Origin of the sequence: Bacillus paramycoides (assembly GCF_038971285.1) — a bacterium.
Taxonomy (GTDB): domain Bacteria; phylum Bacillota; class Bacilli; order Bacillales; family Bacillaceae_G; genus Bacillus_A.
In genome coordinates this window covers 92,501-113,806 of the sequence record NZ_CP152427.1, presented here as the reverse complement: position 1 = coordinate 113,806, position 21,306 = coordinate 92,501, and the positions used below count along the sequence as shown (strand labels likewise).

General features: G+C 37.4%; 24 protein-coding genes, 2 rRNA genes and 2 other annotated features (1 of these 28 running past the window's edge). All 26 genes read right to left on the bottom strand.

The window, feature by feature from the left end:
* Positions 1–156: 156 nt before the first annotated feature.
* Positions 157–756, bottom strand: coding sequence for a class I SAM-dependent methyltransferase (locus AAG068_RS00625; protein WP_000763282.1), 600 nt, complete (start codon positions 754–756; stop codon positions 157–159).
* 76 nt (positions 757–832) lie between these two features.
* Positions 833–1,192, bottom strand: a complete 360-nt coding sequence (gene rplL, locus AAG068_RS00620) for a 50S ribosomal protein L7/L12 (RefSeq protein ID WP_000159736.1) — start codon at positions 1,190–1,192, stop codon at positions 833–835.
* Positions 1,193–1,259: 67 nt separating this feature from the next.
* Positions 1,260–1,760 carry a 50S ribosomal protein L10 gene (rplJ, locus tag AAG068_RS00615; protein WP_000048716.1) on the bottom strand — a complete coding sequence of 167 codons (501 nt, stop codon included), beginning with the start codon at positions 1,758–1,760 and terminating at the stop codon, positions 1,260–1,262.
* 39 nt (positions 1,761–1,799) lie between these two features.
* Positions 1,800–1,943, bottom strand: a sequence feature (ribosomal protein L10 leader region).
* Positions 1,944–1,992: 49 nt separating this feature from the next.
* A complete protein-coding gene (gene rplA / locus AAG068_RS00610; protein WP_002020168.1) occupies positions 1,993–2,685 on the bottom strand; it encodes a 50S ribosomal protein L1 in 693 nt (230 codons plus the stop codon).
* A 177-nt stretch (positions 2,686–2,862) separates the two neighbouring features.
* Positions 2,863–3,288, bottom strand: a complete 426-nt coding sequence (gene rplK, locus AAG068_RS00605; protein WP_001085872.1) for a 50S ribosomal protein L11 — start codon at positions 3,286–3,288, stop codon at positions 2,863–2,865.
* Positions 3,289–3,455: 167 nt separating this feature from the next.
* A complete protein-coding gene (gene nusG, locus AAG068_RS00600) occupies positions 3,456–3,989 on the bottom strand; it encodes a transcription termination/antitermination protein NusG (RefSeq protein WP_000415794.1) in 534 nt (177 codons plus the stop codon).
* A gap of 131 nt (positions 3,990–4,120) precedes the next feature.
* On the bottom strand, positions 4,121–4,300 hold the full coding sequence (gene secE / locus AAG068_RS00595) for a preprotein translocase subunit SecE (RefSeq protein WP_001241321.1): 180 nt from the start codon (positions 4,298–4,300) through the stop codon (positions 4,121–4,123).
* 32 nt (positions 4,301–4,332) lie between these two features.
* Positions 4,333–4,479 carry a 50S ribosomal protein L33 gene (rpmG, locus tag AAG068_RS00590; protein WP_002070160.1) on the bottom strand — a complete coding sequence of 49 codons (147 nt, stop codon included), beginning with the start codon at positions 4,477–4,479 and terminating at the stop codon, positions 4,333–4,335.
* A gap of 127 nt (positions 4,480–4,606) precedes the next feature.
* Positions 4,607–5,266, bottom strand: a complete 660-nt coding sequence (locus AAG068_RS00585) for an RNA polymerase sporulation sigma factor SigH (protein ID WP_000387198.1) — start codon at positions 5,264–5,266, stop codon at positions 4,607–4,609.
* Positions 5,267–5,333: 67 nt separating this feature from the next.
* Complete coding sequence (locus AAG068_RS00580; protein ID WP_342716611.1) at positions 5,334–5,846, bottom strand: NYN domain-containing protein; 513 nt, start codon at positions 5,844–5,846, stop codon at positions 5,334–5,336.
* Between the two features lie 3 nt (positions 5,847–5,849).
* A complete protein-coding gene (gene rlmB, locus AAG068_RS00575; RefSeq protein WP_000093759.1) occupies positions 5,850–6,593 on the bottom strand; it encodes a 23S rRNA (guanosine(2251)-2'-O)-methyltransferase RlmB in 744 nt (247 codons plus the stop codon).
* Positions 6,590–6,997: a Mini-ribonuclease 3 gene (locus AAG068_RS00570; RefSeq protein ID WP_168898396.1), complete on the bottom strand. Its 408-nt coding sequence runs from the start codon at positions 6,995–6,997 to the stop codon at positions 6,590–6,592. Before AAG068_RS00570 ends, rlmB begins: the two co-directional genes overlap by 4 nt.
* A 2-nt stretch (positions 6,998–6,999) precedes the next feature.
* Complete coding sequence (gene cysS, locus AAG068_RS00565) at positions 7,000–8,397, bottom strand: cysteine--tRNA ligase (protein ID WP_306188688.1); 1,398 nt, start codon at positions 8,395–8,397, stop codon at positions 7,000–7,002.
* Entirely contained in the window at positions 8,378–9,043 is a 666-nt protein-coding gene (cysE, locus tag AAG068_RS00560) for a serine O-acetyltransferase (RefSeq protein ID WP_098669546.1), read from the bottom strand. Before cysE ends, cysS begins: the two co-directional genes overlap by 20 nt.
* A gap of 138 nt (positions 9,044–9,181) precedes the next feature.
* Positions 9,182–9,410, bottom strand: a binding site (T-box leader).
* Positions 9,411–9,457: 47 nt separating this feature from the next.
* A complete protein-coding gene (gltX, locus tag AAG068_RS00555) occupies positions 9,458–10,915 on the bottom strand; it encodes a glutamate--tRNA ligase (RefSeq protein WP_000415154.1) in 1,458 nt (485 codons plus the stop codon).
* A gap of 89 nt (positions 10,916–11,004) precedes the next feature.
* On the bottom strand, positions 11,005–11,481 hold the full coding sequence (ispF, locus tag AAG068_RS00550; protein ID WP_000488386.1) for a 2-C-methyl-D-erythritol 2,4-cyclodiphosphate synthase: 477 nt from the start codon (positions 11,479–11,481) through the stop codon (positions 11,005–11,007).
* A gap of 115 nt (positions 11,482–11,596) precedes the next feature.
* A complete protein-coding gene (ispD, locus tag AAG068_RS00545) occupies positions 11,597–12,277 on the bottom strand; it encodes a 2-C-methyl-D-erythritol 4-phosphate cytidylyltransferase (protein ID WP_342716610.1) in 681 nt (226 codons plus the stop codon).
* Positions 12,278–12,293: 16 nt separating this feature from the next.
* Positions 12,294–13,403 carry a PIN/TRAM domain-containing protein gene (locus AAG068_RS00540; protein ID WP_342716609.1) on the bottom strand — a complete coding sequence of 370 codons (1,110 nt, stop codon included), beginning with the start codon at positions 13,401–13,403 and terminating at the stop codon, positions 12,294–12,296.
* Positions 13,404–13,563: 160 nt separating this feature from the next.
* Positions 13,564–14,637 (bottom strand): DNA integrity scanning diadenylate cyclase DisA, encoded by a 1,074-nt coding sequence (gene disA, locus AAG068_RS00535; protein ID WP_342716608.1) that lies wholly within the window; start codon positions 14,635–14,637, stop codon positions 13,564–13,566.
* 3 nt (positions 14,638–14,640) lie between these two features.
* The gene (gene radA, locus AAG068_RS00530) at positions 14,641–16,017 is read right to left on the bottom strand and encodes a DNA repair protein RadA (RefSeq protein ID WP_001085207.1); all 1,377 of its coding nucleotides are present in this window, start codon (positions 16,015–16,017) and stop codon (positions 14,641–14,643) included.
* Positions 16,018–16,113: 96 nt separating this feature from the next.
* Positions 16,114–18,549 (bottom strand): ATP-dependent protease ATP-binding subunit ClpC, encoded by a 2,436-nt coding sequence (clpC, locus tag AAG068_RS00525; protein ID WP_000971179.1) that lies wholly within the window; start codon positions 18,547–18,549, stop codon positions 16,114–16,116.
* 22 nt (positions 18,550–18,571) lie between these two features.
* Positions 18,572–19,636: a protein arginine kinase gene (locus AAG068_RS00520; protein WP_342716607.1), complete on the bottom strand. Its 1,065-nt coding sequence runs from the start codon at positions 19,634–19,636 to the stop codon at positions 18,572–18,574.
* A 4-nt stretch (positions 19,637–19,640) separates the two neighbouring features.
* Positions 19,641–20,189: a UvrB/UvrC motif-containing protein gene (locus AAG068_RS00515; protein WP_342716606.1), complete on the bottom strand. Its 549-nt coding sequence runs from the start codon at positions 20,187–20,189 to the stop codon at positions 19,641–19,643.
* 173 nt (positions 20,190–20,362) lie between these two features.
* Positions 20,363–20,824, bottom strand: a complete 462-nt coding sequence (gene ctsR, locus AAG068_RS00510; protein WP_342716605.1) for a transcriptional regulator CtsR — start codon at positions 20,822–20,824, stop codon at positions 20,363–20,365.
* A 207-nt stretch (positions 20,825–21,031) separates the two neighbouring features.
* Positions 21,032–21,147, bottom strand: a 5S ribosomal RNA gene (gene rrf, locus AAG068_RS00505).
* Between the two features lie 49 nt (positions 21,148–21,196).
* Positions 21,197–21,306, bottom strand: a 23S ribosomal RNA gene (locus tag AAG068_RS00500); it runs 2,812 nt beyond the window's last position.

Sequence of the window (21,306 nt, the reverse complement as noted above, 5' to 3'; positions counted from 1 at the left end):
AAAAAAGAAAAATGGCTTCTATAAGAAAACCATCATTCTGTTTCATAATCTGCTGATTTTACTATCTTTTCCAAGAGAAACAAAAATATACATCTTTCTCAACGCAGAAAATCATATATTGGCATTGTATAATGTTAACATAGCCAAAAATAACCGTCAACGTTTTTTTGATTTTATGATATAATATCCTTTTTTCTTTTCTACAACTTCGACTTCAGAAAATACTTCTTCTAGTTTTTTCAGCGCAGATGGTGCACCTTGCTTCTTTTGAATAACAATCCACAACTCTCCACCTGGAACTAAATGCTCTACAGCTTTTTCTAAAATCTCATGCACGATATCTTTACCTGCACGAATTGGAGGATTAGATAGAATGGCAGCATACATACCATCTACATTTTCATAGACGCTACTTTGAAAAATGTGCACATTTCCAATTCTATTGTTAGCGGCATTTTCTTTCGCAAGCTCAAGTGCCCTTTCATTCACATCCACCATGTGAACTTTACGGTCTTGAAACTCTTTCGCCAACGATAAACCAATTGGTCCATATCCACAACCTACGTCTAATATATCACCTTTAATATCTGGCACTTGAAACGCTTCAATTAAAAGACGAGAACCAAAGTCCACTTCGTTTTTCGAGAACACCCCACGGTCAGATAAGAAAGTAAATTGAGATCCACGAAGGGTAAATTCCCATCGCTTACGATCACTTTTACTAGAAGGGTCGTTAGAAAAATAATGGTCTGCCATATGGCCACCTCTTTTCTTTACAGTTAAAAAAAAAGCTCGCATGAGAGCGAGCTTTTTTTAAAGCATCAAAAGTTAATTACTTAACTTCTACAGCAGCGCCAACTTCTTCAAGTTTAGCTTTGATTTCTTCAGCTTCTTCTTTAGCAGCAGCTTCTTTGATTACTTTTGGAGTGTTGTCAACTAATTCTTTAGCTTCTTTTAAGCCAAGACCAGTGATTTCACGAACAACTTTGATAACTTTGATTTTTTGTGCACCAGCGCTAGTTAGTTCCACATCAAATTCAGTTTTCTCAGCAGCAGCTTCTCCAGCGCCACCAGCAACAGCTACAGGAGCAGCAGCAGTTACGCCGAATTCTTCCTCGATAGCTTTTACTAAGTCGTTAAGTTCTAATACAGTCATAGATTTAACTGCTTCAATGATTTGTTCTTTAGTCATTGTAAATATCCTCCCTTAAATAGGTTTGTATTGTTTTATCGATAATACGTAATTATCTTTTAAAAAATTAAGCGCCTTGCTCTTCCTTTTGGTCTGCAACTGCTTTAGTAGCAAGTGCAAGGTTACGGATTGGAGCTTGAAGAACGCTAAGAAGCATAGAAAGTAAGCCTTCACGTGATGGAAGAGTAGCGATTGCTTTAACCTCATCAAGTGTTACAAGTTTACCTTCGATTACGCCCGCTTTAATTTCTAAAGCTTCATGATCTTTAGCGAAGTCGTTTAATACTTTCGCAGGAGCAACTACATCCTCGTTACTGAACGCGATTGCGTTTGGTCCTGTTAAGAATTCATTTAACTCAGCCATTTCAGCAGACTCTGCAGCACGACGAGTTAGAGAGTTTTTGTAAACTTTGAACTCAACGCCAGCTTCACGTAATTGCTTACGTAATTCTGTTGCCTCAGAAACTGTTAAACCACGGTAGTCAACAACGATTGTAGATTTACTAGCGCGAAGTTTGTCCGCGATTTCAGTTACAACTTGTTGTTTAGTTTCGATTACTTTGCTCATGTTATTACACCTCCTGTAGATTATATAGAAGATGTACCGAAAGTGCACTAAAAACCTCCATGCCCAACTTGTAGACATGGAGGCATATAGTCACAGAAAAAAATTCCGCTTCGTATATTAACACCTAGGTAGGAAATTAAGTCTATTGACACCTACTGTCTACGGTACACTAATTAAATTCACAACATAAATGATTATATAAAAACTTCTTTATGAAGTCAACTTCCAAAATTTACGCTAATGTAGAAACGTCTACACGTACGCCAGGTCCCATTGTAGAAGCAACTGTTACGTTCTTCATGTAAGTACCTTTTGCAGCAGCTGGCTTAACTTTTTGTAAAGTGTCAGCAATTGTTCTGAAGTTTTCTACTAATTTAGCATCTTCGAAAGATACTTTACCGATTGGAACGTGGATGTTACCAGCTTTATCAACGCGGTATTCAACTTTACCAGCTTTGATTTCGTTAACAGCTTTAGTTACATCGAAAGTAACTGTTCCAGTTTTAGGGTTTGGCATTAAACCTTTAGGTCCTAATACGCGACCAAGTTTACCAACTTCACCCATCATGTCAGGAGTTGCTACTACTACATCGAAATCGAACCAACCTTGTTGGATTTTACCAATGTAATCTGCATCGCCTACGAAGTCAGCTCCAGCAGCTTCAGCTTCTTTAGCTTTTTCACCTTTAGCGAATACTAATACACGTTGTACTTTACCAGTACCGTGCGGAAGAACAACTGCACCACGGATTTGTTGGTCAGCTTTCTTAGGGTCAACACCTAAACGGAATGCAGCTTCTACAGTTGCATCAAATTTAGCTGTGTTTGTTTTCTTTACTAATTCTACTGCTTCTGTTGCAGAGTAAGCAGCTGCACGATCAACAAGCTTTGCAGCTTCTACGTACTTTTTACCTCTTTTAGCCATTTTTATTTCCTCCTCGAATGTGGTTTTAGCGGAATAACCTCCCACGTTTACGCTTATTTTCAGGTATAACCTGAGGATGCGCGCCATCCATTTATTTAAAAACGATAATCATTTACGATAATAAAGGTTGCGAATTGGAATTCCAGACCCGCAACCTTTTTTAAAAAACAAATCGAATTAGTCTTCGATAACGATGCCCATACTGCGTGCAGTACCTTCAACCATACGCATTGCAGCTTCTACGCTAGCAGCGTTAAGGTCAGGCATTTTAGTTTCAGCGATTTCGCGTACTTTATCACGCTTAACAGTTGCCACTTTATTACGGTTTGGTTCACCAGAACCAGACTCAATACCAGCTACTTTCTTAAGAAGAACAGCAGCAGGAGGAGTTTTAGTAATGAAAGTGAATGAACGGTCCTCAAATACCGTAATTTCAACAGGGATGATAAGACCAGCTTGATCTGCTGTACGAGCGTTAAACTCTTTACAGAAGCCCATGATGTTAACACCTGCTTGTCCTAATGCTGGACCAACTGGTGGAGCTGGGTTAGCTTTACCTGCAGGAATTTGAAGTTTTACCATTTTAATTACCTTTTTAGCCACGAGACACACCTCCTTAAGTCCGTGATGTGGTCAATTGGACAGTGATTTGCCCTCCCACGTCATATTTTATCTGTAAGGATAAAATCTTTCAAAAAACGTCTCCGATAACGAAGACGTACTGACTTAAAAGATATTATCACTTTTTACAATTCATTTCAAGTTTCATTTTATAATTTTTCAATTTGATGGAAGTCAAGCTCAACTGGAGTCTCGCGACCAAACATGTCCACAAGCACGCTAACCTTTTTCTTCTCCACATCAATTTCTTCGATAGCACCTGTATAATCTGCGAATGGCCCCTCATTTACACGTACTGTCTCATGAAGTTCAAAGTCGAAATCAACCACTTCGTTGTCCATTCCCATATGTTTCATAATGGTAACAACTTCCTCTTCCAATAGAGGTGATGGTTTAGATCCAGAACCAGAAGAACCAACGAACCCAGTTACACCTGGCGTGTTACGTACAACATACCAAGAGTCATCAGTCATGATTAGTTCTACTAATACATAACCTGGGAACACTTTTCTTTTCATTAATTTTTCTTTACCGTTTTTCATTTCTACTTCTACTTCTTCCGGGACAACAACACGGAAAATTTTATCTTGCATACCCATTGATTCTACACGTTTCTCTAGGTTTGCTTTTACTTTATTTTCATATCCAGAATAAGTATGGACAACATACCAACTTTTTTCCATTCATTTAGGACGAGCGTCCTTCCCTCCCTGACGTACATTTTTTTGCGCAAATGAAAAAACCCGTTCACCGGGCTTTTACACAGTTCTTATAAATAACATTATATCATGGATAAGTGCTTCTTATTCAAGAATTAACCAAGAATTAACCGAATTAAAGAAGAAATGCCCATATCAACCACTGCGAAGAAAATCGCAAAGAAGACAACTGTAGCGATAACAGTCGCTGTTGAACGGAGTAATTCATCTTTTTTAGGCCAACTTACTTTTTTCATTTCGCGACCTACATCGCCGAAAAAGTTCGTTAAACGCATCTACGGGACCTCCAGTGTATTATTTCAATTATTTATTTTGTTTCCTTGTGAACTGTATGCTGATTGCATGTTTTACAGAATTTCTTTATTTCAAGTCGCTCTACTGAGCTCGTATCTTTCATCGTAGAGTAGTTTCGATTTTTACACTCTTCACATGAGAGTACAACTTTTTTCCTCATTAGTTACACCAACCTTGTAACATTATGTCCCTAAAAATGTATCATACAACAAAAGACAATGTCAATGTCATGCCTTTTGTACTCTCTACAAAAAGAAAACAGGTGATTTTTACACCTGTAGTACTTGTTATGAATTTAAAGTGGTACTCTCTCTCATTTCCATATATCGTTCCAATTTTCGCTTCACCCTTTGTAAAGCGTTATCAATAGATTTCACATGTCTATTTAACTGTTCCGAAATCTCCTGATAAGAACGACCATCCAGATATAAAGAAAGCACTTTTCTTTCTAAATCGCTTAATAATTCAGATATTTTAGACTCTATGTCTGTATATTCTTCCTGACTTATAATCATTTCTTCAGGATCAGTTACCTTCGCTTCCGAAATAACATCTAATAATGTCCGATCCGATTCCTCATCATAAATCGGTTTATCTAAAGACACATATGAATTTAACGGAATATGCTTTTGCCTGGTTGCTGTTTTAATAGCGGTAATAATTTGTCGAGTGATACACAGTTCAGCAAATGCTTTGAATGAAGACAGCTTGTCCTCTTTATAATCACGAATCGCTTTAAACAATCCAATCATACCTTCTTGAACAATATCTTCTCGATCGGCACCCACTAAGAAATAAGATCTCGATTTCGCGCGAACAAAGTTCTTATATTTGTGAATCAAATATTCTAGAGCGTCAGTATTACCTTTTCGAACTAACTCAACGATTGCCTCATCTTCTAAATCACGAAATGTAACGTCGCCTACACTTACGAAGCCTGCTTCCACCTTGATCCCTCCGACCGCTATTTATTTAGCAATATTATACAGTAAAAAGACAAAGAGCGTCAATGCTTCAACGCTCTCCTCTTCTTAATTTTTCTAACTTTTCTGTAATATCTTTACTAAATATCTTTCGCATGGCGGGTTGTTTTTCTTTTGTGTCTTGTGTACGCCTTCTTACTTGTTGCTCCATCGCTTGTACTTCCAACTCTAATTCACGTGCAGATTTCCGAAGAGCACCTTGCGCAAATATAACCCATTGTTCCGTATAATCAGAAGTCGCAACATATATTTGCGTATTTATATTTCTAAGCTCAATTGCAAGTTGCTCTATCTTTTCATCTGCAGTTTGATTCTTCCTTGTGAATATCACTTCCACACGCGATTGTTTCATCTTTTTTTCAATACCGTGGACTGTATAAGCATCAAAGACTATCATTACCCTTATACCTGTGTAACCTTGATAATCCGCCATCTTATCAATCAGTGCATCTCTTGATGATTGCAAATCTACATCCCGTAGTTTCTTCAAGTCTCCCCAAGCTCCAATAATGTTGTAACCGTCAACGATTAAAATATCGTTCATTTTTTATTTACCAATTTCGTTACGTTTACGATATACCTCATACATTAACAGACTTGCGGCTACTGAAGCATTTAAGGATGTAACTTTACCAACCATCGGTAAAGTAATTAAGAAATCACATTTTTCACCAATAATACGACTCATACCTTTTCCTTCACTTCCAATTACTAATCCAATTGGCATTTTACCATCTAAATTACGGTAATCTGTTTTCCCTTTTGCGTCTGTACCAGCAATCCAAAGTCCACGTTCTTTTAATTCATCGATTGTACGAGATAAATTCGTTACGCGCGCAACCGGAATATATTCAATTGCCCCAGTAGATGCTTTCGCAACTGATGCTGTAAGTCCTACAGCTCTTCTTTTTGGAATAATAATGCCATGAGCTCCTGTCGCATCCGCAGTACGCATAATAGAACCTAGGTTATGCGGGTCTTCAATTTCATCTAAAATTAAGAAGAACGGATCTTCATTACGCTTCTCTGCTACTTTGAATAGATCTTCTAGCTCAGCATATTGATATGCAGCCACTTGCGCAATTACACCTTGATGGTTCCCCTCAACTAATTGATCTAATTTCTTTTTTGGTGCATGTTGTAAAATAATCTTATTTTCTTTCGCTAGTGCTAGTACAATTTGTACCTGTCCTTTGGCAGCACCTTCTGCGATCCAAATTTTATTAATATCTCTTCCTGAGCGTAACGCTTCAATTACAGGGTTACGTCCGATAATATATTCACTACTCATGATGATGTGCCCCCTTCCTTTTCTTCTAAAACAGCAATTGCCTTATATACAATTTCGTCTAATCTTTCACGATTATTTAATAAGTGATGATAGCCAATAAGCGCTTCAAAGGCTGTACTATGTCGATATGTTTGTACATCCGTATTTTTCGGAACAGTACCCGAATTGGCATTGCGTCCTCTTCTTAGTACCGCTTCTTCTTCCTCAGTTAAAAATGCTGCCTCTAATAAATGATAAACAACTTTCGCCTGTGCCTTTGCCGAAACAAAGCTTGTCCCTAATCGATGTAATTGATTAGGACGAACTTTCCCTTTTTGAAGTAGGTGATAGCGGATATATTGTTCATATACCGCATCACCCATATATGCTAACGCTAAGCTGTTTAATTGCTTTGCATCAATCATTCTTATCCTCTTTTCCATCTTGTACCTTGAGCGGTATCTTCTAAAATAATGTTACGGTCTTTTAAATCATCGCGAATTTGATCTGACAATGCAAAATCACGATTTTTACGAGCTTCAATACGTTTTTGAATAAGCGCCTCAATTTCTTCATCAAGTAACTCTTCTTGCGCTAATTCCAATCCTAAAATATCAAATAATGTTTCAAGTTGTTTTACGTATGCTTCAATTACCACTGTAGACGTATGCTCTTCCAGTAAATATTGATTTGCATGATTGGCTACATTATATAACTCAGTGATTGCATTAGCAGTATTGAAGTCATCATCCATCGCTTCTTCAAATGCAGTCTGGAATTTCTCCAGTTCAGCCAACCATTTCTCATTATGATCTGTTAAATCCGTACTACTTTCCATACGGTGTTTTAAGTTACCGTAAGCCGTTTTAATTCTTTCCAGTCCGTTATTTGTACTTTGTAATAACTCTTCACTGAAATTAATTGGGTGACGGTAATGCACTGATAGCATAAAGAATCTAATTAACTGTGGATCATATTGCTTAATGATATCGTGAACTAAAATGAAGTTCCCAAGTGACTTAGACATCTTCTCATTATTAATATTAATATATCCATTGTGCATCCAATAACGTGCAAATGTTTTTCCTGTTAACGCCTCAGATTGCGCGATTTCATTCTCATGATGAGGAAATGCCAAGTCTTGACCACCAGCATGAATATCGATTGTGTCCCCTAAGTATTTACGCGCCATTGCCGAGCATTCGATATGCCAACCTGGACGACCTTGCCCCCAAGGGCTCTCCCAGAAGATTTCTCCTTCTTTCGCAGCTTTCCATAAAGCAAAATCAAGTGGATCTTGTTTCTTCTCTCCTACTTCAATGCGCGCACCGTGACGTAAGTCTGCGATTGGTTGATGAGATAATTTACCGTACCCTTCGAATTCCTTCGTTCTAAAGTACACATCTCCTTCTGATTCATATGCATATCCTTTATTCACAAGTTCTTGAATAAATTCAATAATGATATCCATATTTTCCGTTACACGCGGGTGCACTGTTGCATGCTTGCAACCTAGCGCCGTTACATCTTCAAAATACGCTTCAACGAAACGATCAGCAATTGTTGGCACATCTTCACCTAATTCATTTGCTGCTTTAATTAATTTATCATCTACGTCAGTAAAGTTAGATACGTACTGCACATCATACCCTTTATATTCTAAATAACGGCGTACCGTATCAAATACCATAGGTGGTCTCGCATTCCCAATGTGAATGTAGTTATAAACTGTAGGTCCGCATACGTACATCTTTACCTTATTTTCTTCTAATGGAGTAAACTCTTCCTTTTGACGTGTTAACGTATTATAAATGTGAATAGTCATTTTTATCCTCCCTTTCTACCTTTACTTCAAGTTGTTTTTTTAATTTATCAAGTTCTACTTCCATAACCTTTAATTTATCAAAAATTGGATCCGGAAGGTCAGAATGATTTAATTCTTGACCAATCTTTACTCCATTTTGAATAACGACTCGGCCAGGTATACCTACAACTGTAGAATGTGCAGGGACTTCTTTTAATACGACAGAACCTGCTCCAATTTTAGAATTCTCTCCAACTGTAATGGATCCTAGTACTTTAGCACCCGTTGCAATTAATACATTATCCTGGATTGTAGGGTGCCTCTTTCCCTTTTCTTTACCCGTACCACCTAATGTAACCCCTTGATAGATCGTTACATTATCACCAATTTCACACGTTTCTCCAATTACAACCCCCATCCCATGGTCTATGAAAAAACGACGACCAATTGTTGCTCCTGGATGAATCTCAATGCCAGTAAAGAAACGACTAACTTGTGAGATCCAACGTGCCATAAAGAAGAAATTCTTTTTATAAAAAGCATGTGCAATTCGATGGGCCCAAACTGCATGTAATCCAGAGTAAGTCAAAATGACTTCGAAGTAACTTCTTGCCGCTGGATCCTGTTCAAAAACGACTTCAATATCTTCCCGAAGCCTCTTAAACATCGACGTTCCCTCCCCTTTATGGGCTGCTTTTTCGAGTGAACTAACTCCCTACTTATCTCCCTAAATCTTTATACACGCGGATAAAACTTATACTCACACCCAGTTTTACGGTATAAAAAAAGACGCCTCTGTCATATTGACAGAGACGCCTTATAAGCGCGGTTCCACTCTGTTTAGGCTAAAAAAGCCTCAAACTCATCTTTGATAACGGTGTAAACCGCTTCTGCTTACTTTACAAAACAATTTGCTGTTCAGCAGAAGACTCGAAGGGGCATTTCAAAAATCCGCTTATAAACCACTTCCAGCCTAAAGGTGGTTCTCTCTGTAAAAAGCCTGATTTTCTACTTCTCCTTCTCGTCGCTTTTCCTTATTAGGTTTTAAGTATACTTATTATATTTCTAAACCTAGAAAATGTTAACCAATTACTTTTTGTAGACGATTTAAAACTTTTTCTTTTCCAAGAAGTGCAATAGCATTTGGAAGCTCTGGGCCATGTGTTTGACCAGTAGTTGCAACACGGATTGGCATAAATAAGTTTTTACCTTTATGACCTGTTTCCTTTTGAACTGCTTTAATAGCCGCCTTAATTGCTGCTGGTTCCATCGCTTCTAGTGCTTCTACTTGACCAGCAAATGCACGAAGTACTTCTGGTACTTGTTCACCTTTTAATACTTCTTGTCCTTCTTCTTCATAATCAACATGATCTTTGAAGAACATTTCGGAAAGCTCTACAATTTCAGCTCCAAAGCTCATTTGTTCATGATATAACGCAATTACATCACGAATCCAAGCTTGTTCTTGTTCACTTAAAGTTTCACCTATACGTCCAGCTTTCACTAGATGCGGTAAGCTTAATTCTACTACCGTATCTAAATCTTGCTTTTTCATATATTGGTTGTTCATCCATTTTAGTTTTTGAGAATCAAATAATGCAGGTGATTTTGATAAACGAGCTGCATCGAACATTTTGATAAACTCTTCTTGAGAGAAGATTTCTTCTTCTCCTACTGGCGACCAACCTAGTAATGCAATAAAGTTAAAGATTGCTTCTGGAAGATATCCAAGCTCTTTATATTGCTCAATAAATTGAATAATAGATTCATCACGCTTACTTAATTTTTTACGGCTTTCATTTACAATTAAAGTCATGTGACCGAATTGTGGGATATCCCAACCGAAAGCTTCATAAATCATCATTTGTTTTGGCGTGTTTGAAATATGGTCATCACCACGAAGTACGTGTGTAATTTCCATTAAGTGATCATCTACCGCTACCGCAAAGTTATAAGTTGGAATTCCATCTTTTTTCACGATAACGAAATCACCAAAATCATTTGAATGGAATGCAACTTCATCTTTTACGATATCTTTAAATGTGTAATCACGGTCAGCTGGTACACGGAAACGAATACTTGGAATACGTCCCTCAGCTTCAAATTCTTTCACTTGTGCTTCAGTTAAATCACGGTGGTTACCTGCGTAACGAGGTGTTTCACCACGAGCGATTTGCCCTTCACGTTCTGCTTCTAACTCTTCTTCTGTCATATAACATTTGTAAGCTAGACCACGCTCTAATAAATCTTCATATAACTTTTTATAAATATCTAAACGCTCTGTTTGACGATATGGTCCAAATTCACCACCAACATCAACACCTTCATCCCAGTCCATACCGAGCCATTTCAAGTATTTTAATTGGCTTTCTTCTCCACCTGCAACATTACGTTTTACATCAGTATCTTCAATACGAATAATAAACTTACCATCTTGATGACGAGCAAATAAATAATTAAATAATGCCGTACGCGCATTTCCGATATGTAAGTGTCCTGTTGGACTTGGCGCATAGCGCACTCTCACTTGCTTTTCCATAATTGGTACACCTTCCATTCTTAATGTCAACACATTCTATAATTGTACACCAAAAAAATGTGATTATCCATCTTACGAATTAAAAACCATTATTTTTTCTGCAATAAAACAACTGCTTGAGAAGCAATTCCTTCTTCTCTACCTGTAAATCCTAATTTTTCTGTTGTTGTTGCCTTTACATTAATATTATCAATAGACGTTTCTAATAGCTCGCTAATGCGTTTACGCATACTTTCAATATGTGGTGCCATTTTTGGCTTTTGAGCAATAATTGTACAATCTAAATTCCCTAACTCATAACCTTGTTCACGCACAAATTCCCAAACCTTTTGCAATAATACAGCTGAATCAGCATCTTTAAAGGCAGGGTCTGTGTCAGGGAAATGTTTTCCGATATCTCCTGCTGCTATTGCACCTAAGCATGCGTCCGCAATCGTATGTAACAATACATCTGCATCCGAATGACCGATTAATCCTTTCTCATGGGGAATTGTAATTCCACCAATAATTAACGGTCTACCTTCCGCGAATTCATGCACATCAAAACCTTGTCCAATTCGAAACATTTTTTACATCCTCCTCAAGCTAAACTACTGGGCTTTATGATTCTATATTATATCGCTATCCTTATAAAGAAAAGCCCGGCCTTTGCCGAGCTTTTCTTCGCTATAATCATTGCTATCATTTCTTTTGAACGTGAAGAAAACTTTCAGCAATTAGTAAATCCTCTGGAGTCGTTACTTTAATATTATAGTAACTCCCCTCTACTACACCTACTTGCTTCCCGATACGTTCTATGAGACTTGCATCATCTGTACCAAGAAAACAACTCTGCTTCGCGCTTCTATGAGCTTCTAATAAAAGAGAAACAGAAAACCCTTGCGGTGTTTGTACAGCTTTAAGCTGAGATCTCTCTACCGTTTCGACAACGACACCCTGCTCTACTTTCTTAACGGTATCTTTTACTGGCACCGCACAAATGGAAGCTCCATATTTTTCTGCTGCAGTTAATACATCTTGAATCACTTTATTCGCTATGAACGGGCGTGCTCCATCATGTACAAGAACATACTCAACACCACTCGTATGCTGAATCGCGTTATACACACTATCTTGTCTTTCAGCTCCACCTTGAATAAATTGTACTGGCTTTTCAATTGGATACTTCTGCATTAACTCTTCAAAATACGGGCGCTCTTCTTCATTAATTGCCATAATAATATTTTTACACGCCTTATCCTTTTCAAAAGCACGTAACGTATGCACAATAATCGGTACTTCATTAATAAGTAAAAACAACTTATTTTTGCCAGCACCCATCCGCTTTCCTTGACCAGCTGCTGGAATAATTAATGTATACATATTAATAACCCTCTACTTATAATGCTTTTTCTAATAACTTACGTTTGGCGAAAATCATACGACCCGCCGATGTTTGTAACACACTCGTAACGAGTACATCGAGTTGTGAGCCTACATATTCTCTACCGTCTTCTACTACAATCATCGTGCCGTCATCTAAATATGCAACACCTTGATTTTGTTCTTTTCCATCTTTTACAACATAAACACTTAGTTCTTCACCTGGGAGTACAACAGGTTTAATTGCATTAGCTAAATCGTTAATGTTTAACACCGTTACCCCTTGTAATTCAGAAACTTTGTTTAAGTTGAAATCATTCGTTACTACCGTTCCACCAGTGATTTTCGCCAACTTTACAAGTTTGCTATCCACTTCTTGAATATCCTCGAAATCGCCTTCATAAATCTCTACCGGAATCGGCATCTCTTTTTGAATACGATTTAAAATGTCTAATCCTCTGCGACCACGATTACGCTTTAAAGCATCGGAAGAATCAGCAATGTGCTGAAGTTCTTCTAACACGAATTGTGGAATGACAATTGTTCCTTCTAAGAACTTTGTTTGGCAAATATCAGCAATACGCCCATCGATAATTACACTCGTATCAAGAATTTTCCAATGCGCTAAAGATTCTTCTGCCTCATTTTCTGGCTCTTCATTCTCACTATTATTATTTTTCTTCTTCCCACGTTGTGGTAATGTAAATAATCCTAACAATTCATTCCTCTTTTTAAAACCTACTTGGAATCCTAAATATCCTAGTAAAAGAGTGAAGAACACTTGCAACACCGTACTAATAACTGGAATTGTAAATTCACGAATTGGTATTAAAATTAAGTACGCAACAATAAGCCCCGAGATTAAACCTAATGTACCAAATAAAACATCCGCTACAGGCGCTTTTACAAGAGCCTCTTCAATATGCTTAATAAGTTGAACAATATAATCTACAAGCCAAAATGTTGTTAAAAATAAAATAATTGCACCAATAATTGCACGAACATACGATCCTTCCAGTAAAGGAATGGCACCGATGTCTAATACATTAATAACTTTTGGGATTAAATAAATCCCTAACGCTCCCCCGATTACTAAAAAGAAGAGCTGTACAATCCGTTTTAACATCCAACCACCTCCTACTCATTATTAACCATTGTTTCGCTAATCAAAACGCCGAATGCAAAAGCGGACGTGTTTTTTTATAAATAGTTTTATTTACCAATATATCATATCATATACCAAAAATGTTCTAGTGTCGTTATATTATGGAATCAATGTAATATTCTTAATTGTGTCTACTCATATAGAGATGCTCTTGAATTCTTTTTAGGCCTTCTCGTATTTTCTTCGCCCTGACTTCCCCAATTCCTTCCACATCATCTAATTCATTAATAGTCGCCCGACAAACACCTTGTAAGGTTTTAAATCGATTAATTAAATTTTCAATGATAAGTGGTGGAACACGTGAAATTTTGCTAGTGATTCGATATCCTCTCGGTGTCACACTTTCTTCTAAACTTGTTTGTCCTGGGTATCCGAGCAATTTAACTAAATCGCTATCCTCTAGAAGTTGTGCATTTGCAAGTTCTTGTAACTTTTTCAATATTTGATGATGATCTTGCGTTTTCTCTTGATAGTAATCTTTAATTAATAGTGCTGCCTCTGCTTCTAAATCGGCTAGTAGTTCCGTAAGTTGTAAACGAATTAACCTACCTTCTGTCCCCAGTTCATGGATATAGCTCAATATTTCATTTTTAATACGTAGTACCATTTCAACACTATGTAAAACATGAACTACTTCGGACATTGTAACGACCTCTTCAAATTCTAGAATGCCCAAATTCGTAATCCCATCATTCCATACAGCCTTATATTTTTCTAACGTTTGAATAGCTTGGTTTGCCTTTGTTAAAATAACACCTATATCTTTTAGTGTATAACGTAAATTCCCTTGATATAGCGTAATTACGTTACGTCTTTGTGAAATAGCCACTACAAGGCTACCTGTCTGCTTTGCTACACGCTCCGCCGTTCGATGGCGCATACCAGTCTCAATAGAGTCAATAGATGAATCTGGAACTAACTGTGCGTTCGCAATCAAAATTTTACTTCCAGTTTCATTTAAAATAAGTGCTCCATCCATTTTTGCTAATTCGTATAAACTAGCGGGAGAGAATGCACAATTAATATGAAACCCGCCATCAACAATACTTTTAATTTGTTCATTATATCCAAGAACAATTAATCCCCCTGTTTGTGCGCGAAGTACATTATCTATCCCTTCGCGCAGTGGTGTTCCTGGGGCCACAAGTTGTAAAATATTAATCATACTTTTGACACGTTGCTTGTTTTCTTCCATAGCCTAGCCTCCTAATGTCAAACGAAGCGCTTCTCCTAAATTGGATACACCTACTACCTCAATCCCATCCGGAATTGTCCATCCTCCTAAATTTTTTCTAGGAATAATAGCGCGTTGAAATCCTAATTTAGCTGCTTCTTGTACACGTTGTTCAATTCTTGATACCCTTCTTATTTCTCCAGTTAATCCCACTTCTCCTATTACTGCATCGGTCGGTGCCGTAGATTTATCTCTAAAACTTGAAGCTATACTTAAAGCCACAGCTAAATCAATTGCTGGTTCATCTAACTTCAAACCGCCTGCTACTTTTAAATATGCGTCTTGATTTTGCAATAATAAACCTGTTCTTTTTTCTAACACTGCCATAATAAGCGATACACGGTTATGGTCAATTCCCGTTGCCATTCTTCGAGGGTTTCCAAAACTAGTAGGGGAGATTAATGCTTGTATTTCTACTAAAACTGGTCGTGTTCCTTCCATTGAGGCAACCACTGTCGATCCCGCAACCCCAACTGGTCTTTCCTCCAGGAAAATTTCAGAAGGGTTTAAGACTTCTGCAAGACCAAGTTCCTTCATTTCAAAAATACCCATTTCATTTGTAGAACCAAAACGATTCTTCACAGCTCGCAAAATACGATATGTATGATGACGGTCTCCTTCAAAGTAAAGAACTGCATCGACCATATGTTCTAACATACGAGGTCCTGCGATTGCGCCCTCTTTTGTCACATGTCCAACGATAAAAATAGGGATCCCTTTCGTTTTTGCAAGTTTCATTAATTCCGCTGTACATTCACGTACTTGTGCCACACTTCCCGGTGCTGACGTTACCTCAGGTAAATGTATCGTTTGGATGGAATCAATAACAACAAAGGCTGGATTCACTTCTTCAATGTGTGCTGCAATTCGCTGTAAATCCGTCTCTGATACAACAAATAGATTACTACCATTTACATGTAAACGATCCGCGCGCAGTTTAATCTGTTTTGCTGATTCTTCACCCGATATATATAGTACATCATATGAAGAATCTGCTAATTGCGATGATATTTGTAATAGTAACGTTGATTTTCCAATCCCAGGGTCTCCGCCAATAAGTACTAAGGAACCATCTACAATCCCGCCACCAAGTACACGATTAAATTCTTGAAATTTCGTTTCAATACGCGCCTCAGACTTTGTTTCTACTTCTGTTAGGCGTCTTGGTTTTGTTACTTCCGATTGAATTGCATTGGCATAATTAAGGCGCCTTGATGATACAACCGGTTCCATCTCTTCAACAAGCGTATTCCATTGACCACATCCAGGGCATTTCCCCATATATTTCGGTGACTGATACCCACACTCTTGACATGTGAATTTTGTTTTCTTTTTAGCCATATCGTTTTATATTTCACTTCACTTTCATCTATAAACAGTTTATCCTTCTCGTACAAGAAAGAGGGCTATCTCGTAGCCCTCTTAGTTTGTCTATACTTATTTTACCTTTTCAGCACTATGAATGACAAATGATTCTCCTTCAACATCAAAGATAACTTTTTGTCCTTTCTCAATAGCACCTTTTAAAAGTTCTTCCGATAGTCTATCTTCTACATGTTTCTGAATTGCTCTACGAAGCGGACGAGCACCGTACTCTCGGTCAAATCCTTTATCAGCAATAGCTGAAATCGCTCCTTCTGTTAAATGCAATTCAATTTCTTGCTCTTTTAAGCGGTTCACTAACTGATTTACCATAAGTGTTACAATCTCTTGAATATGTTTTTTCTCAAGCATATGGAACACGATAATTTCATCAATACGGTTTAAGAATTCTGGACGAAATGCCTTTTTCAATTCATCCATTACTTTACCTTTCATATCTGAATAATCGCGGCTCTCATCTTGGACGTTAAATCCAAGATGTTTATTACGTTTTAACGCCTCTGCACCAACGTTAGATGTCATAATAACAATCGTATTACGGAAATCAACTGTACGACCTTTAGAATCTGTTAAGCGACCATCTTCTAATACTTGTAGTAGAATGTTAAACACATCAGGATGAGCTTTCTCTACTTCATCTAATAAGACTACTGAATATGGCTTACGGCGAACTTTCTCTGTTAACTGTCCACCTTCTTCATATCCAACATATCCTGGAGGAGAACCAACTAAACGAGAAGTAGAATGCTTCTCCATGTACTCCGACATATCGATGCGGATCATTGCATCCTCATCACCGAACATAGATTCTGCTAACGCTCTTGCTAGCTCCGTTTTACCTACACCTGTTGGTCCTAAGAAAATAAATGAACCAATTGGACGTTTCGGATCTTTCAATCCTGCTCTAGCACGACGAACAGCTTTCGCTACAGCTACTACCGCTTCATCTTGACCAATAACACGATCGTGAAGAATGGATTCTAAGTTTAATAATTTATCAGTCTCTGTTTGTGCAAGTTTAGAAACCGGGATACGAGTCCACGTAGAAACGACATTTGCAATATCTTCTACTGTCACTTCTGAGTTTTCTTTTCCTTGTTGCTCTTTCCATTGACGCTTCGTATCTTCTAACTTCTCACGTAAGCGTTGTTCCATATCACGTAACGAAGCAGCCTTTTCAAATTCTTGACTTTGTACAGCTGCATCTTTTTCTTTTCTAATTTCCTCAAGCTTCACTTCAAGCTCTTTTAAATTTGGTGGTGTTGTATAAGAGCGTAAACGAACCTTTGAAGCAGCTTCATCAATTAAATCAATCGCTTTATCTGGTAAGAAACGATCTGTAATATAACGGTCTGAAAGCTTTACAGCTGCATCAATTGCATCATCTGTAATAGATACGCGGTGATGTGCCTCATAACGATCACGTAAGCCTTTCAAGATTTGAGTTGATTCATCTAAGCTTGGTTCATCAACGTGAATTGGTTGGAAACGTCTCTCTAAAGCCGCATCTTTTTCAATATATTTGCGATATTCATCTAACGTTGTCGCCCCAATACATTGTAACTCTCCACGAGCTAAAGACGGTTTTAAAATGTTCGATGCGTCAATGGCACCTTCTGCTCCACCTGCACCAATTAATGTATGAAGTTCATCAATAAATAGAATGATATTTCCTGCTTGGCGGATTTCATCCATTACTTTCTTCAAACGATCTTCAAATTCACCACGATATTTCGTTCCAGCTACCACTGTACCCATATCTAGCGTCATAACACGCTTATCTCTTAAAGTTTCAGGAACTTCGTTATTTACGATTTGTTGTGCTAACCCTTCTGCAATTGCCGTTTTACCTACACCAGGCTCACCGATTAATACAGGGTTGTTTTTTGTTCTACGGCTTAAAACTTCAATTACACGTTGAATTTCTTTACCACGTCCGATAACAGGATCTAAACGATTTTCACGTGCAACAACTGTTAAATCACGTGCTAAGCTATCAAGTGTTGGTGTATTTGCATTTGTTGAAGAACCACCTTGGTGACCTGAACTTGCTTCATTACTTCCAAGAAGTTGCAATACTTGTTGTCTTGCCTTATTTAGACTAACACCCAAGTTATTTAAAACACGTGCCGCTACACCTTCACCCTCGCGGATTAAACCAAGTAAAATATGTTCTGTTCCAACGTAAGAATGACCTAATTTGCGAGCTTCATCCATAGACAATTCAATAACTTTTTTAGCACGCGGTGTATAATGCACAGTTTGAGAAGCTTCTGTTCCGCGCCCAATTAACGCTTCTACCTCTTTTTGAACTTTCTCCGGGCTTAATCCAAGAGCAATTAACGCTTTTGCTGCAATTCCTTCACCTTCGCGTACAAGCCCAAGTAAAATATGTTCTGTTCCAATATTATTATGCCCAATGCGAATTGCTTCCTCTTGAGATAAAGCTAATACTTTCTGTGCTCTTTCTGTAAATCTTCCAAACATCATAGAAATCGCCTCCTACTTGCGCTTAGTTTTTTTCAATACGTAATCGCTCACGGATTAAGGTTGATCTTCGATAATCTCTTTCTTCTGGTCCTAAAGGCCCTCCTGCATATTGTTGTAAAATGCCTGGTTGTGTAAGAACCATTAGCTCAGTCAAAATATTTCTCGACACACCTTTTATATATCCTAAATCAATACCAAGTCGTACATCTGATAAGCAATTGGCCGCTTCCGCAGATTGAATCAATCGACTGTTTGCTAGTATGCCATAAGAGCGATAAACTTTGTCTTCAAGCTCAATACTTGAATTTTGTACAATTAATTCTCTCGCCATTTTTTCTTGCTGTATAATTTGTTGAATGACACTCTTTAAATCTGCAATAATATCTTCTTCAGATTTTCCTAGTGTCATTTGATTTGACACTTGAAATATATTACCTAACGCTTCGCTACCTTCACCGTATATTCCTCTTACTACTAACCCTAATTTTTGAATTACTTGTATGATACGGCTAATTCTTTTCGTTAAGACGAGTCCTGGTAAATGAATCATTACAGAAGCTCTTAATCCTGTACCAACGTTAGTAGGGCAGCTCGTAATATATCCAAGTGATTCATCAAAAGCATACTCAACCTCTTTTTCTATCCAATTATCTATTTGATTGGCACTTTGAAGAGCCTCTGATAACTGCAATCCTGAAAATAAGCATTGAATCCGAATATGGTCTTCTTCATTCAGCATGACACTAATATGTTCGCTTTCTGACAATAAACATGCTCCATATTCTGTTCCTGCAAGGTTGGGACTAATTAAATGCTTTTCAACTAATACTCTCCTTTGAAGAGGCGTTAACTCATTCATTTTTAATAGTTCAAACTCTCCAAAAGGTTCTACCGTTTTATTTATAAATTCCTTTTTAAATAATTCATGAATCTGTTCAGCTTCTTCTTCGTTTTGCATAGTAGAGAATTGATACTTTTTAAAATTACGGGCCAAACGAATTCGGCTACTTAAAACAATATCAGAATCAGGGCCATCCCCCTTCATCCATGGACTAATCGCTTCATTCATAATTTTGTCCAGTGACATAGAACTATTCCCCCTCTCTATGCTCACTAAGCTGAGTTTCAAGACCTCGAATTTTATCCCTTATTTCAGCAGCTTTCTCAAACTCCTCTTTCTGTACATATTGTTTCAGAATGAGTTTTAGTTCATCTAATTCTTTCTTTAAGTGAATATTTCCTTCTATACGTTTAGGAATTTTTCCACAATGATCTGTATGCCCGCCGTGAAGACGTTTTAATAAGGGCTTTAAATGTTCCTTAAATGTATCGTAACAAGAAGCACATCCAAAGCGTCCTACCTTTGTAAATTGCTCATATGTCATCTTACAATCTGGACACCTTAATATACTTGTATTCGAAAATCCGTTTTTTCCTTCTTCAAACATTGTTGATTCACCGTGTAATAACCCAGCAAATAAATCATGGAATGAAAAGTTAGACTGCGATGATTGAAAGAAAGACGTATAGCCACTTTGTTCTGCACATTGCTCACAAAGATGAACTTCCGCCTTCTTTTCGTTAATTACTTTTGTATAATGTAAAGTTGCTGGTCTTATATTACAGTTTTGACAAGTCATCACTATCCCCACCTTTACAACAGGAACGATCTATCTCATAGTACTTTTCATACATTACTAGATTGTTCACTTTCCTTTTTTCGTTTAAATAAAAGTGCGTGTTCTTTTTTCAAAACTTCTACAATATTTAACTGCCTTATTTCTTAATTATTATTCTTTTACAAAAGCTGTATTTATTTATATTTCAGTGTCCTTAACATTGCGCATAATATTCGAGCCCTAAGTTCATCTCGAGAAGGAACATCCATTGATAGTACAGAACGATCTAGTACACTTAACATGAGTTTAGCTTCACGATTTGTTATGATTCCCTCTTCTATTAAACGTATAATCATACTCTCTGCATTTCCTTGAGCAACGCTATGATCAATCATATGAAGCATTTGATTAATAATGTCTATATCGTCATGCAGTTTGACTTTTATAATGCGAATGTAACCTCCTCCACCACGTTTACTTTCTACTACAAATCCTCTTTCTAACGTAAAACGGGTATTGATTACATAATTGATTTGAGATGGTACGCACTCGAATCGATCCGCAATCTCATTTCTTTTGATTTCAATCACATTATTATTGCTTAAGTCAATAACTTGCTTTAGATATTGCTCAATGATATCAGATATATTTCTCATTTATCCGCCACCTTTATTGACTTTGACTATCTTTGACTTTAATTATATACGTATTAATAAAATTTGCAACTCTTTTGCTTATTCACTATCCTAGCCACATTCCCCTGTATTTAATCAAAATTATTATTATTTAAACACATTTTTTTATTACTATGGATTATAAAAGAAAACACGAAAAAACACGAGTCAAATGACTCGTGTTTAATTGCTTGGCGACGTCCTACTCTCACAGGGACAAGGTCCCAACTACCATCGGCGCTAGAGAGCTTAACTTCCGTGTTCGGTATGGGAACGGGTGTGACCTCTCTGCCATCATCACCAAACTATGAAGGCATATTCCTTCAAAACTAGATAACATTTGCTACATATTATATGGTTAAGTCCTCGATCTATTAGTATTCGTCAGCTCCACATGTCACCATGCTTCCACCTCGAACCTATCAACCTGATCATCTTTCAGGGATCTTACTAGCTTACGCTAT